At 71.3% G+C, this 16564-nt stretch carries 15 protein-coding genes; 8 read left to right on the top strand and 7 right to left on the bottom strand.

Going from position 1 to position 16564, the window contains the following annotated elements:
- Positions 1–103: 103 nt before the first annotated feature.
- Entirely contained in the window at positions 104–1486 is a 1383-nt protein-coding gene (locus ABZY33_RS19700) for a glycine--tRNA ligase (RefSeq protein WP_356492881.1), read from the bottom strand.
- Between the two features lie 178 nt (positions 1487–1664).
- Between ABZY33_RS19700 and ABZY33_RS19695 the strand changes: the two genes are divergently transcribed.
- The 4 genes from ABZY33_RS19695 to ABZY33_RS19680 all read left to right on the top strand — a co-directional run bounded on the left by ABZY33_RS19695 (position 1665) and on the right by ABZY33_RS19680 (position 4823).
- A complete protein-coding gene (locus ABZY33_RS19695) occupies positions 1665–2648 on the top strand; it encodes a metal ABC transporter substrate-binding protein (protein ID WP_356492880.1) in 984 nt (327 codons plus the stop codon).
- A gap of 35 nt (positions 2649–2683) precedes the next feature.
- Positions 2684–3451 (top strand): metal ABC transporter ATP-binding protein, encoded by a 768-nt coding sequence (locus tag ABZY33_RS19690; RefSeq protein WP_356492915.1) that lies wholly within the window; start codon positions 2684–2686, stop codon positions 3449–3451.
- An 11-nt stretch (positions 3452–3462) separates the two neighbouring features.
- Positions 3463–4350, top strand: coding sequence for a metal ABC transporter permease (locus ABZY33_RS19685; protein WP_356492879.1), 888 nt, complete (start codon positions 3463–3465; stop codon positions 4348–4350).
- A 68-nt stretch (positions 4351–4418) separates the two neighbouring features.
- Positions 4419–4823, top strand: coding sequence for a Fur family transcriptional regulator (locus tag ABZY33_RS19680; RefSeq protein WP_356492878.1), 405 nt, complete (start codon positions 4419–4421; stop codon positions 4821–4823).
- A 240-nt stretch (positions 4824–5063) separates the two neighbouring features.
- Here ABZY33_RS19680 and ABZY33_RS19675 read toward each other — a convergent pair whose 3' ends face one another.
- The 4 genes from ABZY33_RS19675 to ABZY33_RS19660 all read right to left on the bottom strand — a co-directional run bounded on the left by ABZY33_RS19675 (position 5064) and on the right by ABZY33_RS19660 (position 7991).
- Positions 5064–5900, bottom strand: coding sequence for an isoprenyl transferase (locus ABZY33_RS19675; RefSeq protein ID WP_356492877.1), 837 nt, complete (start codon positions 5898–5900; stop codon positions 5064–5066).
- 61 nt (positions 5901–5961) lie between these two features.
- Positions 5962–6711, bottom strand: a complete 750-nt coding sequence (recO, locus tag ABZY33_RS19670; protein ID WP_356492876.1) for a DNA repair protein RecO — start codon at positions 6709–6711, stop codon at positions 5962–5964.
- 113 nt (positions 6712–6824) lie between these two features.
- Positions 6825–7040 carry a hypothetical protein gene (locus ABZY33_RS19665; protein WP_356492875.1) on the bottom strand — a complete coding sequence of 72 codons (216 nt, stop codon included), beginning with the start codon at positions 7038–7040 and terminating at the stop codon, positions 6825–6827.
- A 207-nt stretch (positions 7041–7247) separates the two neighbouring features.
- Positions 7248–7991: a FadR/GntR family transcriptional regulator gene (locus ABZY33_RS19660; RefSeq protein WP_356492874.1), complete on the bottom strand. Its 744-nt coding sequence runs from the start codon at positions 7989–7991 to the stop codon at positions 7248–7250.
- 211 nt (positions 7992–8202) lie between these two features.
- Here ABZY33_RS19660 and ABZY33_RS19655 point away from each other — a divergent pair, with 211 nt between their 5' ends.
- The 4 genes from ABZY33_RS19655 to ABZY33_RS19640 are packed head-to-tail and all read left to right on the top strand — an operon-like array spanning position 8203 to position 13843.
- Complete coding sequence (locus tag ABZY33_RS19655) at positions 8203–9819, top strand: ABC transporter substrate-binding protein (RefSeq protein WP_356492873.1); 1617 nt, start codon at positions 8203–8205, stop codon at positions 9817–9819.
- Between the two features lie 39 nt (positions 9820–9858).
- Positions 9859–10818: an ABC transporter permease gene (locus ABZY33_RS19650; RefSeq protein ID WP_356492872.1), complete on the top strand. Its 960-nt coding sequence runs from the start codon at positions 9859–9861 to the stop codon at positions 10816–10818.
- Positions 10819–10826: 8 nt separating this feature from the next.
- The gene (locus ABZY33_RS19645; RefSeq protein WP_356492914.1) at positions 10827–12845 is read left to right on the top strand and encodes a dipeptide/oligopeptide/nickel ABC transporter permease/ATP-binding protein; all 2019 of its coding nucleotides are present in this window, start codon (positions 10827–10829) and stop codon (positions 12843–12845) included.
- Entirely contained in the window at positions 12842–13843 is a 1002-nt protein-coding gene (locus ABZY33_RS19640) for an ABC transporter ATP-binding protein (protein WP_356492871.1), read from the top strand. The genes ABZY33_RS19645 and ABZY33_RS19640 overlap by 4 nt, the downstream gene beginning before the upstream one ends.
- Positions 13844–13860: 17 nt before the next feature.
- Here ABZY33_RS19640 and ABZY33_RS19635 read toward each other — a convergent pair whose 3' ends face one another.
- Both ABZY33_RS19635 and leuA read right to left on the bottom strand, forming a co-directional pair.
- Complete coding sequence (locus ABZY33_RS19635; protein ID WP_356492913.1) at positions 13861–14538, bottom strand: TerB family tellurite resistance protein; 678 nt, start codon at positions 14536–14538, stop codon at positions 13861–13863.
- 207 nt (positions 14539–14745) lie between these two features.
- Positions 14746–16467 (bottom strand): 2-isopropylmalate synthase, encoded by a 1722-nt coding sequence (gene leuA, locus ABZY33_RS19630; protein ID WP_356492870.1) that lies wholly within the window; start codon positions 16465–16467, stop codon positions 14746–14748.
- Positions 16468–16564 lie beyond the last annotated feature (97 nt).

The raw sequence follows: 16564 nt of genomic DNA, 5'->3' as shown, positions 1-16564 counted from the left end.
GAGCAGCGGGGTCCGGGGCAGCGCCCCGTGACAGGACGAAGGCCCCGGCCCACCGGATACCGGCGGACCAGGGCCTCAGCAACGCAGGGCGGCTACACCGACGTCAGCAGCCGATCAGCCGCGACGCGAGGTACCCCTCGATCTGGTCGAGCGACACCCGCTCCTGCTTCATGGTGTCGCGCTCGCGCACCGTCACCGCGTTGTCCTCGAGGGTGTCGAAGTCGACCGTGACGCAGAACGGCGTGCCGATCTCGTCCTGGCGGCGGTAGCGGCGGCCGATGGCGCCGGCGTCGTCGAAGTCGATGTTCCAGTGCTGGCGCAGCGCCTGGGCGAGCCCCTTGGCCTTCGGGGAGAGTTCCGGGTTGCGGGAGAGCGGGAGGACCGCGACCTTCACCGGGGCGATGCGCGGGTCGAACCGCATGACCGTGCGCTTCTCCATCTTGCCCTTGGCGTTGGGCGCCTCGTCCTCGAAGTACGAGTCGAGCATGAAGGCGAGCATGGTGCGGCCGACGCCGGCCGCGGGCTCGATGACGTACGGCGTGTACCGCTCGCCCTTCTCCTGGTCGAAGTAGGAGAGGTCCTGGCCGGAGGCCTTGGAGTGCGCGGACAGGTCGTAGTCCGTGCGGTTGGCTACGCCCTCCAGCTCACCCCACTCGCTGCCGCCGAAGCGGAAGCGGTACTCGATGTCGGCGGTGCGCTTGGAGTAGTGGGAGAGCTTCTCCTTCGGGTGCTCGAACCAGCGCATGTTCTCCTCGCGCAGGCCGAGGCCGGTGTACCAGTTCCAGCGCTGCTCCATCCAGTACTCCTGCCACTGCTCGTCCTCGCCCGGCTTGACGAAGAACTCCATCTCCATCTGCTCGAACTCGCGCGTACGGAAGATGAAGTTGCCGGGCGTGATCTCGTTGCGGAAGGACTTGCCCATCTGGGCGATGCCGAACGGCGGCTTGCGCCGCGAAGTCGTCTGCACCTGGCTGAAGTTGGTGAAGATGCCCTGCGCGGTCTCGGGCCGCAGGTAGGCGACGGAGCCGCTGTCCTGGGTCGGGCCGAGGTGCGTGGAGAGCAGGCCGGAGAACTGCTTGGGCTCGGTGAACGTGCCCTTGTTGCCGCAGTTGGGGCAGGTGAGGTCCGCGAGGCCGTTCTCGGGGGCGCGGCCCTTCTTCTCCTCGTACGCCTCTTCCAGGTGGTCCGCGCGGTACCGCTTGTGGCAGGAGGTGCACTCGGTCAGCGGGTCGGTGAACGTGGCCACGTGGCCCGACGCCTGCCAGACCTCCGTGGCCAGGATCACCGACGAGTCGATGCCGACGACGTCCTCGCGCGACGTGACCATGTAGCGCCACCACTGGCGCTTGAGGTTCTCCTTCAGCTCCACGCCCAGCGGACCGTAGTCCCAGGCTGCGCGCTGACCACCGTAGATCTCGCTGCAGGGGTAGACGAAGCCACGGCGCTTGCTGAGGCTGACGATGGTGTCGATCTTGTCGGCGGCCACGGTGCTCTCTTCATTACGACGACGTTGAAGCTCGCTGGATACGCGCTCCGGGAGCGAATGCCTCAGGTTACCGGCGGGCCCCACCCCGCAACCAAATCCGCCTCGGGGTACAGAGTGGGACCGAGCGTGACGAACACCTTGTTGACAATCGTTTCCAGTTTTGTTGAAAATGACTGTCATGAACGTACGCCTGGCTCGCAGCCGTCGCCGCCTCATATCCACCACCGCCGTCGCCGTCACCACGGCGCTCGGCCTCGTCACCCTCTCCGCCTGCTCGGGCGCGGACACGGCGGACGGCAAGAGCGGCGGCAAGCTGGACATCGTGGCGTCGTTCTACCCGATGCAGTACCTCGCCGAGCAGATCGGCGGCGACCACGTCTTGGTGCGCAACCTCACCGAGCCCGGCCAGGAACCGCACGACCTGGAGGTCAGTGCCCGCCAGCGCGCGCAGATCGAGGAGGCCGACGTCGCCCTGCACCTGAAGGGCCTGCAGCCCGCGGTGGACGAGGCGATCGACCAGTCCGGCACCCGGACGAAGATCGACGCGGCCTCCCTGACCCACCTGGAGACGCACGGCAGCGAGGTCGGCGGCCACGCGCAGGAGCACGCGCACGACGACGGCCACGACCACGACAGCGAGGGCGCCGACCCGCACATCTGGCTCGACCCGGTGAAGTACGCCGAGGTCGCAGGTGGCGTCGGCAAGGCCCTGGAGAAGGCCGACCCGGACCACGCGGCGGACTACAAGAGGAACACCGCGGCGCTGGTGAAGAAGCTGGACGGCCTGGACGCCGAGTTCCGGGACGGCCTGAAGGACACCGGCTCCAAGGTCTTCATCACCACGCACGCCGCCTTCGGCTACCTCGCCGAGCGCTACGGCCTCACCGAGGAGGCCATCAGCGGCCTCGACCCGGAGAGCGAGCCCAGCGCCGCCCGCGTCAAGGACCTCCAGAAGATGGCGAAGGCCGACGGCGTCACGACCGTCTTCTACGAGACCCTCGTCAGCGACAAGACGGCCAGGACCCTGGCCGGCGACGCGAAGCTGAGGACTGCTGTACTCGACCCGATCGAGGGCATCACCGAGAAGTCCAAGGGTGACGACTACCTCCAGGTCATGACGGCGAACCTGGCCGCACTGCGCCAGGCTCTCGGCGCCAAGTGACGTACCCGAAGAACGAGTTGAAGGGCGGCAGCGAGATGAGCGAACCCGTCATCACCCTGCGCGCGGTGACGGCCGAACTGGGCTCGCGCCCGGTCCTGCGCGGCATCGACCTGACCGTGGGCCGCGGCGAGGTCGTCGCCCTGCTCGGCGCGAACGGCTCGGGCAAGTCCACCGCCGTGCGCAGCATCATCGGCCAAGTACCGCTCACCGGCGGCGAGATCGAGCTGTTCGGCACCCCGCGCCGCCGCTTCAGGCAGTGGGCGCGCGTCGGCTACGTACCGCAGCGCACGACGGCCGCCGGCGGGGTGCCCGCGACGGTCACCGAGGTCGTCTCCGCGGGCCGGCTCTCCCGGGCCCGGTTCGGCGTCCTGCGAGCGGCCGACCGTGCGGCGGTGCGCCGCGCCCTGGAGCTGGTGGGCCTCGCCGACCGCGCCGGGGACTCGGTCGACGCCCTCTCCGGCGGCCAGCACCAGCGCGTCCTGATCGCCCGTGCCCTCGCCGCCGAACCCGAGCTGCTGATCATGGACGAGCCGATGGCCGGCGTCGACCTGGCCAGCCAGGAGATCCTGGCCGCGACCGTGCGCGACCAGGTCGCCGCGGGCGCCTCCGTCCTGCTCGTCCTGCACGAACTCGGCCCGCTGGAACCGCTGATCGACCGCGCGGTCGTGCTGCGCGACGGCTGCGTCCTGCACGACGGACCGCCCCCGAAGGCGGTCGGGCAGCACGCCCTGCCGGGCCACGACCACGTCCACCCGCACGCCGCCGTGGACGCCGAACTCCTCCGTACCGGACTGCTGAGCTAGAGGCCACGACCATGGAATTCCTCGACTACGCCTTCATGCAGCGGGCCCTGCTCGCCGCCGTCCTCATCGGCGTCACGGCCCCCGCCATCGGCATCTACCTGGTCCAGCGCCGCCAGGCACTCATGGGCGACGGCATCGGCCACGTGGCGATGACCGGCGTCGGCCTCGGCTTCCTCTTCTCCATGTCCCCGGTGTGGACGGCGATGCTCGTCTCCGTCCTCGGCGCGCTGCTCATGGAGCTGATCCGCTGGTACGGCAGGACGCGCGGCGACATCGCCCTCGCCATGCTCTTCTACGGCGGCATGGCCGCGGGCGTGATGTTCATCAACCTCGCCCCGGGCGGCTCCACCGCCAACCTCACCTCCTACCTCTTCGGCTCGCTCACCACCGTCTCGCAGCAGGACGTCGTGACGATCTGTCTGCTCGCCGCGTTCGTGGTCCTGGTCACCGTGGGGCTGCGCCGGCAGCTCTTCGCGGTCAGCCAGGACGAGGAGTTCGCGCGGGTCACCGGGGTGCCGGTGCGCGCCCTGAACCTGCTGATCGCGGTCACCGCCGCGGTCACCGTGACGGTCGCGATGCGGGTGGTGGGCCTGCTCCTGGTCTCGGCGCTGATGGTGGTCCCGGTCGCGGCGGCCCAGCAACTGACCCGCAGCTTCAAGGCGACCTTCGTGGTCTCGGTGGCCATCGGCGTCGTGGTGACGCTGGGCGGCACCGTCACCTCCTACTACCAGGACGTGCCGCCGGGCGCGACGATCGTCCTGCTGACCATCGGCGTCTTCATCGCCCTGACGCTGCTGGCCACCCCGCTGGCCCGGCGCCGGGCGCGCGCGGCGGCGGCGGCCGTCGCGGGCGACCCGGCGGAGTGCTCGATTCCCGGTCAGGCCCCGGCCCAGGTCTGACCCCGCTCGGGGGGCCGCCTGGCACAATGGCGGCGGTACGTACGTGGCAGGGACGCGAGGAGGAACCCGTGGCAGCCCCGGTTCGAGGCAGGTCGACCCGCCAGCGCGCGGCCGTGGCGGCGGCGCTCGACGAGGTGGACGAGTTCCGCAGCGCGCAGGAACTGCACGACGTCCTGAAGCACAAGGGCGACTCCGTCGGGCTGACCACGGTCTACCGCACGCTCCAGTCCCTCGCGGACGCGGGGGAGGTGGACGTGCTGCGCACGTCCGAGGGCGAGGCGGTGTACCGGCGGTGCGCCTCCGATGACCATCACCATCATCTGGTCTGCCGGATGTGCGGCAAGGCGGTGGAGGTCGAGGGGCCGGCGGTCGAGTCCTGGGCGGAGACGATCGCCTCTGAGCACGGGTATGTGAACGTGGCGCACACGGTGGAGATTTTCGGCACCTGTGCGGAGTGCGCTGCCGCTGGGTGAGGGAGTGTGCGGCGTGGGCGCGGGGGCTGGTCGCGCAGTTCCCCGCGCCCCTCAAAGGGCCGTTGTTCGGCTGCCGGTCCGGTGGGGGTTCTCGCGCAGTTCCCCGCGCCCCTGAGAGGCGCACTTCGTGCGGCCTCTCATCGGCGGCGCGTAGCACGCGCCCCTATGGGGCTGCGGCGGAGCCGCATGCTCCAGGGGCGCGGGGAACTGCGCGACCAGCCACGACGCACCCGCAGACGCCTAGGCCTGCCCGCCCTCGAGCTGGAGCAGCACCTCGTTCGGGGTCGCCCCACCGAAGCGCCGGTCACGCGAGGCGTACTCCACGCAGGCCCGCCACAGGTCCCGCCGGTCGAAGTCCGGCCACAGCACGTCCTGGAAGACCATCTCCGCGTACGCGCTCTGCCACAGCAGATAGTTCGAGGTGCGCTGCTCACCGCTGGGCCGCAGGAACAGGTCGACGTCCGGCATGTCCGGGTAGTACAGGTACTTGGCGAAGGTCTTCTCTGTGACCTTCGCCGGGTCGAGCCGGCCGGCCCGCACATCCTCGGCGAGGGCCTGCGCGGCGTCCGCGATCTCGGCCCGGCCCCCGTAGTTCATGCAGAAGTACAGGGTCAGCCGGTCGTTGTCCTTGGTCTGCTCCTGGGAGATCTCCAGCTCCCTGGCGACCGACTTCCACAGCTTGGGCATCCGGCCGACCCAGCGCACCCGGATACCGAGGGCGTCGAGCTGGTCGCGGGTCTTGCGGATGAAGTCCCGGTTGAAGTTCATCAGGAAGCGGACCTCGTCGGGCGAGCGCTTCCAGTTCTCCGTGGAGAACGCGTAGAGCGAGATCGCGCCGACGCCCAGCTCGACGGCGCCCTGGAGGACGTCCAGGACACGCTCCGCGCCGACCTTGTGCCCTTCCGTGCGCGGCAGCCCGCGCTCCTTGGCCCAGCGGCCGTTGCCGTCCATGACGATGGCGACGTGACCGGGGACCAGCTCGCCCGGGATCTTCGGCGGCCGCGCGCCCGACGGGTGCGGTTCGGGTGTCTCGTACTCGCGACGGGACGACCGTCCGAGGATTCCGCGACGTGCCATGTTCCGGGCCTCTCCCCTAGCTCAGTTTCCAGCTCTGTTACAGCTCCAGCGCAGCGGCGCGCTAGCTCTTCTCGACGTAGCGCAGCGAGCGCAGTCCGCGCTCCAGGTGCCAGTGCAGGTAGGCCGAGACGAGCCCGCTGCCCTCGCGCACGAAGCGTGGCTCGCTCGCGTCGGCCGTCTCCCAGTCGCCGCTCAGCAGCGCGGCGAGCAGGGTGAGGGCCCCGGGTGAGGGTACGACGCTGCCCGGCACCCGGCAGTCCACGCAGACCGAGCCGCCCGCGCCGACCGAGAAGAACCGGTTGGGGCCGGGCATCCCGCACCGGGCGCAGTCGCCGAAGGTGGGCGCGTACCCGTTCACCGCGAGGGAGCGGAGCAGGAACGCGTCGAGGATGAGGTGCGCCTCGTGCTCGCCGCGGGCGAGGGTGCGCAGGGCGCCGACGAGGAGCAGGTACTGCTGGACGGCCGGTTCGCCCTCGTGGTCGGTGAACCGTTCCGCCGTCTCCAGCATGGCGGTGCCCGCGGTGTAGCGGGCGTAGTCGGTGACGATCCCGCTGCCGTACGCGGCGATGGTCTCGCTCTGCGTGCACAGCGGCAGGCCGCGCCCGACCAGTTCGCTGTTGCGGGCAAAGAACTGCACGTCGACGTGGGAGAACGGTTCGAGCCGCGCGCCGAACTTGGACTTGGTGCGGCGCACACCGCGGGCCACGGCACGGACCCGGCCGTGGCCGCGGGTGAGGAGGGTGATGATGCGGTCGGCCTCGCCGAGCTTCTGGGTCCGCAGGACGATCCCGTCGTCACGGAAGAGACTCATCGCGCACCCCCGCGGGCGGCGGCGTCGTCTTCACGGAGCGGGCTCATCCCCCCATTCTGCCTCGCCGCCGGGGTGCTCCGTGGCCCGGCCACCCGTTACCGGCCGCCGGAGCCTCAGGGGACCTCGCCGCGGCTTCTGCGGTTGGCGTAGGCCGTCGCCGCGCGCAGCCGCTCCGTGGTGGTCGCCTCCCGCACCATGTCGGGCGCGCAGTCCCACTCCCGGCCGCCGCCGAAGGGGCGCAGCTGTACGTACGGGCCCTCATGTCCCATCACCCGTCCCACGCGGCCGGTGCTCATGTCGACCGCGTACGAACCGATGGCTGGCTTCATCGGGTGGCGCTCCTGTCCGGTTGTGCGTCCTGCGCGAGGGGGTGACGGCCGGGCGGTCGCCGTGTCAACCGGACAACGCCCCGATTCCATTGATGGACACGGGGCGAACGGGGGCTCGCCGGGTGACCCCACCGCCCCCGGTCGTATTTCACGCTCAGCGCCGCGGAGGTGACATGTGCCTTTGCGCAGTGCGCGCCCGCCCGGGGGTCAGCCGACGCCGCGGGTCTCGCGTCCGGCGCGCTTCTCGATGCCGCGGAAGTGCGTGGCCATGGCGTGCTCGGCGCCGGCCACGTCCCGGGCGCGCAGCGCGGCCACGATGGCGCGGTGCCGGTCGACGGTGACCTCGGGCGCCGGGTCGCCGGCCCACCGGCGGACCCCGGCGACCCGGTCGAAGACGTGCCAGAACGCGCCGAGCAGTTGCGGTATCAGCTCGTTGCCGAGCGAGCCGTAGAGCGTCTCGTGGAACGCGCGGTCCAGGTCGGCGAAGGGCTCGCCGGCCTCGCCCGCCTCCCCCATCTTCCGTACGATCGCGTCGAGTCGGTCCAGGGTCGCGGTATCGGGCGGGGCGGCCGCGACCCGGCGGATCAGGCCTTCCTCCAGGATCTCGCGGAGCTGGAGGATCTCGGCGAGGGCGTGCACGTCGGCGGCGGGGCGCAGCAGGGTGCGGAAGGTGAGTCCGTCGACGAGCGGGGTCAGCGAGGCCTGGCCGACGTAGGTGCCATAGCCGTGCCGTATCTCCACGATGTCGAGTGCCTGGAGGGCCTTGAGCGCCTCCCGGACCGAGTTCCGGCTCACCCCGAGGCTCTCCATCAACTCGGCTTCGGTGGGCAGGAGTTCGCCCGGGCGCAGTCCCGCGTCCAGGATCTGCTGCATCACCGCGCGCTGGACCTGGTGGCTGAGGCGGCGGGGGCGTACGGCGGGACTCCTGGGCTCCTCGGGCATGCGCCGCATCGTAGGCGGTCCGACATCCCACGTCCCACCTCGGGACGGAACTTCCTCGCGCGGGCGGGCGGCGCACACGCGTGCGATCCTGCGCGATCTCTTGACCGCCCTCCCGGGTCCTCTTATGGTCGCGTCGCTACCAGACGTAGGACGTTGGATCTCCCGGCCCCGCGCCCCGCACCGGCCGGGCCGTCCCTTCACCGGAGTCACTGGAGGCACCATGAGCGAGCACGACGCGACCGGTCGCCGGTCCTTCCTCGCGTACAGCGGCGCCCTGGCCGCGGCGGCCGCCGTCTCCACGTCGCTGTCGGCCTGTTCGTCCGGCCCCAGGTCCACCGACAACGCCGGCGAGGACGGTGCGGGGTCCCTGACGGCCGTCATCGGCTACGGCAACGACGGCAGCTGGGACCCGACGCAGACGGCGTCCGCGTTCGCGATGGCAGGCAACCAGCACATCTACGAGGGCCTGGTGGACACCGACCCGATCACCCGGGCCCCCTACGCGGCGCTGGCCACCGAGGTGCCGGGCGCGACGCAACTCAAGGGCACCTCCTGGCAGTTCACGCTCCGCTCGGGCGCGACCTGGCACGACGGGAAGCCGGTCACCGCCGACGACGTGGTCTTCGTCTTCGACCGGATCCTCGACCCGGGGACGCAGACGCTCGCCAAGGGCTTCTTCGAGAGCTGGCTGAAGGAGGTCCGCAAGACCGGTGACTCCTCGGTCGAGCTGGTCCTCAAGTTCCCGTTCCCGGACGGCGTCGCGCGGCTGACCCTCGCGAAGATCATGCCGAAGCACGTCTTCTCGGCGGCCGGCGCGTGGGACGACGCGATGAAGGGCAAGGCCGTCGGCTCGGGACCGTACCGGCAGGTCTCGCACCAGCCGAAGACGAACACCACCTTCGCCGCCTTCGACCGCTACAACGGCCCGCGCAAGCCCGCCTACCGCTCGATGAACTGGCTGACCATCGTGGACGCGGCACCGCGCGTCGCGAAGATCTCCGGCTCCGGCGCCGACGCGCAGATCGCCGACAACATCCCCTACGCCAACATCCAGCGCCTTCAGCGGGACGGGCTCACCGTCGAGGGCGGCGCCGGGATGAACAACCTGTTCCTGATGTTCAACACGGCGCACAAGCCCTTCGACGACGTGCGCGTGCGCCAGGCACTGCACTACGCCATCGACACGGACAAGATGATCGAGGTCGCGCTCAAGGGCCGCGGGAAGGCGGCGACGTCCTTCCTCGACGAGGGCAACCCGAGCCACCGCCGCGCGAGGACGGTCTACGCGTACGACCCGAAGAAGGCCCGGCAATTGCTGCGGGACGCGGGCGTCAGCGGCCTCACCGTCGACCTCATGGCCGTCAACGTGTCGTGGATCGTCGACTGCCTGCCGACCGTCAAGGCGTCGTGGGACGCGATCGGCGTACGGACCACGCTCGACCCGCAGGAGACCACCGCCGTCTTCACCAAGATGGACCAGAAGAAGGACTACCAGGTGGTGGCCGCGGCCTCGAACCCGAACCAGTTCGGCCTCGACGCCGACCTGATCATGCGCTACAACTACGGGCCCGCCAACCTCTGGATGGGCTACGCCCGGTGGGCCCGCGACGCCACCGCCCAGCAGCTCTTCCGGCAGATGGACCAGGCCACCCGGGAACCGGACGCCGCCCGGAAGAAGATGATGATCCAGGAGTACCTGGACACCGTCGCCGAGCAGGCCGTCATCTACCCCGTCGTCCACAACGAGCTGATGACCGCCTGGGACGGCAAGAAGATCACCGGAGTGCGGGCGCAGCCCTACCCCGGCATCAACGTCCTCCAGGCGCACCCCGCGTAAGCCCCGCAAGCTGGTCACCTCGTAAGGGAGTCCGTGCCCGTGGCCGTGATCGCCCGCATCCTCGCCCGGCGCCTGGTGCTGCTCGTGCCGCTGCTGCTCGGCATCGTCCTGTTCGTGTTCCTCGTGATGCGCTTCGCCGACATCGACCCGGCCTCCGCGTACTTCCAGGGCGCCAGCCCGACACCGCGGCAGCTGCACGACTTCCGCGAGCGCAACGGACTCCTCGACCCACTGCCGCTGCGCTACCTCCACTTCGTCGCCGACCTGCTCCGGGGCGACCTGGGGATCAGCGTGCTGACCCGGCAGCCGGTCGTCGAGCAGATCACCACCGCGCTGCCGCTCACCCTGCAGCTGACCTTCCTCGGGCTCGGCATCGCCGTCGTCGTCTCGCTTGCGCTCGGCATCAGCGCCGCCATCCACCGCGACCGCGCCTGGGACCAGGTGGTGCGGGTGATCTCCCTGACCGGCGTCGCCGCGCCCGGCTTCTGGCTGGCCCTGCTGATGATCCAGTACCTCTCCGTGGAGCTGGGCTGGTTCCCGACCGGCGGCTATGTCAACCCGGCCGACTCGCCGGCCGGCTGGCTGCGGACCATGACGCTGCCCGCGCTCGCCCTGTCGCTGCCGGTCGCCGCCCAGCTGACCCGGATCGTGCGGACGGCCGTCGTCGAGGAGCTGGACAAGGACTACGTGCGCACGGCCGTCGGCAGCGGGCTCCCGCCGGTCGTCGTGGTCGGCCGCAACGTGCTGCGCAACGCCCTGATCAACCCGCTCACCGTGCTCGGGCTGCGCGTGGGCTATCTGCTGGGCGGGGCGGTGGTCGTGGAGACGATCTTCTCCCTCCCCGGGATGGGGAAGCTGATGATCGACGCGGTGAAGAACGGCGACCCGGCCGTGGTGCAGGGGGTCGTCCTCACCACGGCCGTGGGGTTCGTCGTGGTCAACCTGGTGATCGACGTGCTGTATCTGCTGGTCAATCCGCGGCTGCGGGGGGCGGCGTGAAACGGTCCATGCCGCGCGGCGCGGCCGGCCGCCGGCCGCGCCGGTTCCCGTTCCTGGCGCGCGTCGCCCTCGGCGTGCTCACCGTCGTCGCCCTCATGGCCCTCTGCGCGCCGCTGCTCGCGCCGCACGACCCGCTCGACCAACAGCCGCAGGTGGACGGCGCCGGGCAGCCGTCCGGCGCGCACTGGATGGGCCAGGACAGCCTCGGCCGCGACATCCTCAGCCGGCTCATGTACGGGGCCCGCTGGTCGCTCGCCATCGGGCTCGGGGCGACGCTGCTCGCGCTCGTCGCGGGCGCGGTCCTCGGCGCGGTCGCGGCGACGTCGCGCAAGGCCGTCGACGAGACGCTCATGCGCTGCCTCGACATCGTCATGGCGTTCCCCGGCATCGCGCTGGCGGCCGTGCTCGTCGCCGTCTTCGGCGGCGGCATCCCGGTGCTGATCTGCGCCCTCGCCTTCCTGTTCACCCCGCCGATCGCCCGGGTCGTACGGGCCAACGTCCTGGACCAGTACGGCGAGGACTACGTCACGGCCGAGCGGGTCATCGGCGCCCGCACCCCGCACATCGTGCTGCGGCACGTCGCCGTCAACTGCGCGGCCCCGGTCCTCGTCTTCTGCACCGTGCAGGTCGCGGAGGCGATCGTCTTCGAGGCGTCGCTGTCCTTCATCGGCGCGGGCGTGCGGCCCCCGGACCCATCCTGGGGCAGCGTCATCGCCGACGGCAAGAACATGGTGCTGACCGGCGGCTGGTGGGCGACCGTCTTCCCCGGCCTGCTGATGCTGCTCACGGTCCTGTCCCTGAACGTCCTCAGTGAGGGGGTCTCCGACGCGTGGGCGGCGCCGGCCGCACGGGACGTGCCGGCGGCGAAGGAGCCCGACCGGCTGGAGAGCACCGTGCCCGGCACCGGCCAGGTCCTCGACCTCCCCGGCCTCACCGAGGCAGCGGCCCGGCTGCGCGCCCGCGCCCGGCCGCTGCCCGACGCCCCGCCCGTGCTCCGCGTCCGCGACCTCGCCATCGGCTTCGACGGGCGGCACGGCGGGGTCGACATCGTCGACGGCATCAGCTTCGACGTCCGGCCCGGCGAGGTGCTCGGCCTGGTCGGCGAGTCCGGCTGCGGCAAGTCGCTGACCGCGCTGACCGTGATGGGCCTGCACCCCAAGGGGGCCCGGATCCGCGGCCACGTCACCTTCGACGGCCGCGAACTGACCGGTCTGCCGATGAGCGCGCGCCGGCGCCTGCTCGGCCACGACATGGCGATGGTCCACCAGGACGCGCTGTCGTCCCTCAACCCGGCGATGACCGTACGCGCCCAGCTCAGGCAGGTCGTCCGGCGCGGCGGCCGACGCTCCCCGGCGGCCCTGCTCGACCTCGTCGGGCTCGATCCGGACCGCACCCTGCGCAGCTACCCGCACGAACTCTCCGGCGGCCAGCGCCAGCGCGTCCTGATCGCCATGGCGCTCTCCCGCGACCCGAAGCTGATCGTCGCCGACGAGCCGACGACGGCGCTCGACGTGACGGTGCAGGCCCAGGTCATCGAGTTGCTGCTGCGGCTCCGCGCCGAGCTGGGCTTCGCGCTGGTGCTCGTCTCGCACGACCTGGCACTGGTCGCCGACGTCACGGACCGCGTCGTCGTCATGTACGGCGGCCAGATCGTGGAGACGGGCGTGACGGCCGACCTGGTGGAGGCGCCGCACCACCACTACACGCGCGGTCTGCTCGGTTCGGTCCTCTCGCTGGAGGCGTCGGCGGAGCGCCTGACCCAGATCAGGGGCGTCGTCCCCGCCCCGGCCGACTTCCCGGCGGGCTGCCGCTTCGCGGACCGCTGCCCGCTGGCGTCACAGGTGTGCCGGGAGCAGGCGCCGCCGTTGACAGGTGGGCCCGCGCACGCATCGGCGTGCCATCACCCGGCCGTGCCCCGAAGGGGCGCGGGGAACGGCGCGAGCGACCACGACGGACCCGCCGCCGCGCACACCACGTCCGTACCCACGGCGCGCCGCGCGACCCCCACGGAGAGGGACCCGAAATGACACACCCCCTCGTGGAGTTGGCCGACGTACACGTCGTCCACAAGGCCCGCTCGGGCGGCCTGTTCAGCCGCGACCACGTGTACGCCCTCACGGCCGCCGACCTCACCATCGCCCCCGGCGAGACGGTCGGCGTCGTGGGCGAGTCGGGCTGCGGCAAGTCGACGCTGGCCAAGGTCCTGGTGGGCGTAGCAAAACCGACCTCAGGAACGGTGACGTACCAGGGCGGCGACCTGTGGACCATGCCCCCCAAGGAGCGCCGCGCAGCGCTCGGCACCGGCGTCGGCATGATCTTCCAGGACCCGTCGACGGCCCTGAACCGGCGGCTGACCGTACGGCAGATCGTGCGCGACCCGCTGGACGTGCACCGGCGCGGCACGGCCGCCCGGCGGCAGGCGCGCGTCACGGAGCTGCTGGGCCTGGTCGGGCTTCCGGCGGCGCTGGCCGACGTCCTGCCCGGCCAGCTCTCCGGCGGCCAGCGCCAGCGGGTCGCCATCGCGCGGGCGCTGGCCCTGGAACCGGAGCTGGTCGTCGCCGACGAGCCGACGAGCGCGCTGGACGTGTCGGTGCGCGCCCAGATCCTCAACCTCCTCCTCGACCTCAAGGAGCGGCTCGGCATCTCCCTGGTCTTCGTCTCGCACGACATCCAGACGGTGCGGCGGATGAGCGACCGGGTCATCACCATGTACCTGGGCCGCATCGTGGAGGAGACCCCGGCCGCCGACGTCCTCGACCGCTCCCGGCACCCCTACACCCGGGCCCTCTTCTCGGCGACGCCCGGCCTGCTCGACCCGATCGACCCGATCCCGCTGGCCGGTCCGGTGCCCTCGGCCACGCGTCCGCCCTCCGGCTGCCCGTTCCGGACGCGGTGCTGGCGAGCCGATGTCAGCTGCGTGGCGGCGATGCCGGAGCCGCGCGGGGGTGACGGGCATGTCTTCCGCTGTCACCATCCGGTGGACGCGGCGCAGTCCACACGGGACCTCATCCACGAGGTCTCCTGACCGGCAGGCCGCGGGGCTCAGCTCGGGGTGCGGGCGGCGACCGCCAGGAGGCGGTTCACCTCGTCCGTGCACATGGTCAGGGCGGCGCCGACCGTACCGAGTACGTCCCGCTCGGCCGCCGAGTACGGTCCGTCGGCGAGGGCGATCCGCGCGCCCTGGAGCAGGATCGACTCCCGGCCCGCCGGAGCGAGGTGCGCGGCGAGCGGGTCGAGCGCCTCGTGCAGCTCTATGGCGAGCCCGGCCACGGATCCGCAGTGCTCGGGCAGCCGGCCGGTGTCGAGCCGCAACGCCTCGACCAGCGCGGCCAGTTGTTCCTCTGTGCAGTCGTCGAACCCGGCCGCCCGCACGATCCCGACGGCGCTCTCCAGCGCCGCACGGGAGGAGGCGTTGCCCGCGGAGAGCACCGCGAGCACCACGGTGTGCACGGCGTCGCGCAGCATGCCGGAGAAGCGGTGCGTGGTGGGGTGGTCGAGCGCGTCCGTGCCGAAGCGGGCCTCGCAGGCGGCGCACTGGACGACGGGCCCGGTCTCGCCGCGCGGCAGCACCGGCACGCCGAGCACGGTGAACCGGCGACGGCCCGTGCGGCGCTGGAAGTTGCGGTCGCCGCCGCAGCCCGGGCAGAAGAACTCGCCGTCGCCCACGGTGGTCCACGCGGTGTGCACGCCCAGAACCCGGGAGACCCCGGCCCGTCGCATACGTCCCCAGATCGGCAGCACGTCGCACACCTCCGTAACGGCGCCGCAACATCGCGGCGTTGGCGTGATGTTAGCCACATTGTCGAGGCGGCGTCAGTACCTTGGTCACGCCGAGGTCACGGCAGGGGCGCCGGTTGGCCGAGACATGACGCGGCCCCGCACCCCTGCAAATGAGGTACGGGGCCGCGAACGTGCAGCTCAACCGGGTCAGCGGGCCGCCCGGTTGACCGCGGAGACGACCGCCTGGAGCGACGCACGTGTCGTATTCGCGTCGATCCCGATCCCCCACAGAACCTTGTCGCCGATGGCGACCTCGATGTACGAGGCGGCGACGGCGGACGCGCCCTCGCTCATCGTGTGCTCCTGGTAGTCCAGCAGGCGGGCGTCGATCCCGATGCCCTGGAGCGCGGCGAAGAACGCGGAGATCGGGCCGTTGCCGGTGCCGGTCAGGACCTGGTCGACGCCGTCGACCGCGGCCTCGACCGTGAGGGTGTCGACGCCGTCGGTGTCGGTGGTCGTCTGGCCGGCCTTGACCTGGATGCGGCCCCAGGGGTTCTCCGGGTTGGGCAGGTACTCGTCGCGGAAGACGCTCCAGATGTCCTTCGGGGTGACCTCGCCGCCCTCGGCGTCCGTCTTGGCCTGGATGACCTTGGAGAACTCGACCTGCATCCGGCGCGGCAGGTCCAGGCTGTGGTCGTTCTTCAGGACGTAGGCGATACCGCCCTTGCCGGACTGCGAGTTGACCCGGATGACGGCCTCGTAGGAGCGGCCGACGTCCTTGGGGTCGATCGGCAGATACGGGACGGCCCACTCGATGTCGTCGACGGTCTTGCCGGCCTGCGCGGCGCGGTTCTCCATCGCCTCGAAGCCCTTCTTGATGGCGTCCTGGTGGGAGCCGGAGAAGGCGGTGTAGACCAGGTCGCCCGCGTAGGGGTGGCGCGGGTGGACCTCCATCTGCGTGCAGTACTCGGCGGTGCGGCGGATCTCGTCGATGTCGGAGAAGTCGATCTGCGGGTCGACGCCCTGGGAGAACAGGTTCATGCCCAGGGAGACCAGGTCGACGTTGCCGGTGCGCTCGCCCTGGCCGAACAGGCAGCCCTCGATACGGTCGGCGCCGGCCATGATCGCCAGTTCGGCGGCGGCGACGGCGGTGCCCCGGTCGTTGTGCGGGTGCACCGACAGGCAGACGTACTCGCGGCGCGTCAGGTGCCGCGACATCCACTCGAAGCGGTCCGCGTGGGTGGAGGGGGTGGACCGCTCCACGGTGGCGGGCAGGTTCAGGATGATCTCGCGGTCCGGGCCCGGCTGCCACTCGTCGCAGACGGCCTCGCAGACCTCCAGGGCGAAGTCCAGCTCCGTGTCGGTGAAGATCTCCGGGCTGTACTGGTAGCCGAAGACCGTCTCGGGGCCCAGCAGCTTCTCCGCGTACTCCATGACCAGGCGGGTGCCGTCGACGGCGATCTGCTTGACCGCCTCCTTCGAGCCGCGGAAGACGACCTCGCGCCAGACCGGCGCCGTCGCGTTGTACAGGTGGACCGTGGCGCGCTTGGCGCCGACCAGGGACTCCACGGTCCGCGCGATCAGCTCCTCGCGGGCCTGCGTCAGCACGGAGATCGTCACGTCGTCCGGGATCGCGTCCGGGTCCTCGATGATCGAGCGTACGAAATCGAAGTCCGTCTGCCCGGAGCTGGGGAAGCCGACCTCGATCTCCTTGTAGCCCATGCGGACCAGCAGGTCGAACATCTCGCGCTTGCGGGCCGGCGACATGGGGTCGATCAGCGCCTGGTTGCCGTCGCGCAGGTCGGTGGAGAGCCAGCGGGGCGCGGCCGTGATCCGGTTGTCCGGCCAGGTGCGGTCGGCGATGTCCACCTGGTCGTACTGACCGTACTTGTGGATCGGCATCGACGTGGGGCGCTGGAAGTTCGGCATGATGCGGGGGCTCCTCGAGGGTGGCCGGTAAGGCGGCCGACCGGCGCAACGCCAAACTCCGCGGGGAGGGGGGTCGGCCTCGACTACAGGCCCTCGC

It is taken from the genome of Streptomyces sp. NPDC006552 (genome assembly GCF_040611655.1).
In the GTDB taxonomy this organism is placed as follows: domain Bacteria; phylum Actinomycetota; class Actinomycetes; order Streptomycetales; family Streptomycetaceae; genus Streptomyces.
The sequence above is the reverse complement of the archived record's forward strand: the minus strand, read 5'-3'. Positions and strand labels throughout refer to the sequence as shown.

Bases quoted from the DNA above. Each gene is read 5' to 3' on its own strand.
- ABZY33_RS19695 (WP_356492880.1), top strand. From the start codon at position 1,665: ATGAACGTACGCCTGGCTCGCAGCCGTCGCCGCCTCATATCCACCACC.
- ABZY33_RS19640 (WP_356492871.1), top strand. From the start codon at position 12,842: ATGACACACCCCCTCGTGGAGTTGGCCGACGTACACGTCGTCCACAAG.
- ABZY33_RS19645 (WP_356492914.1), top strand. From the start codon at position 10,827: ATGCCGCGCGGCGCGGCCGGCCGCCGGCCGCGCCGGTTCCCGTTCCTG.
- ABZY33_RS19685 (WP_356492879.1), top strand. From the start codon at position 3,463: ATGGAATTCCTCGACTACGCCTTCATGCAGCGGGCCCTGCTCGCCGCC.
- ABZY33_RS19665 (WP_356492875.1), bottom strand. From the start codon at position 7,040: ATGAAGCCAGCCATCGGTTCGTACGCGGTCGACATGAGCACCGGCCGC.
- recO (WP_356492876.1), bottom strand. From the start codon at position 6,711: ATGAGTCTCTTCCGTGACGACGGGATCGTCCTGCGGACCCAGAAGCTC.
- ABZY33_RS19635 (WP_356492913.1), bottom strand. From the start codon at position 14,538: ATGCGACGGGCCGGGGTCTCCCGGGTTCTGGGCGTGCACACCGCGTGG.
- ABZY33_RS19660 (WP_356492874.1), bottom strand. From the start codon at position 7,991: ATGCGGCGCATGCCCGAGGAGCCCAGGAGTCCCGCCGTACGCCCCCGC.
- leuA (WP_356492870.1), bottom strand. From the start codon at position 16,467: ATGCCGAACTTCCAGCGCCCCACGTCGATGCCGATCCACAAGTACGGT.
- ABZY33_RS19690 (WP_356492915.1), top strand. From the start codon at position 2,684: ATGAGCGAACCCGTCATCACCCTGCGCGCGGTGACGGCCGAACTGGGC.
- ABZY33_RS19655 (WP_356492873.1), top strand. From the start codon at position 8,203: ATGAGCGAGCACGACGCGACCGGTCGCCGGTCCTTCCTCGCGTACAGC.
- ABZY33_RS19675 (WP_356492877.1), bottom strand. From the start codon at position 5,900: ATGGCACGTCGCGGAATCCTCGGACGGTCGTCCCGTCGCGAGTACGAG.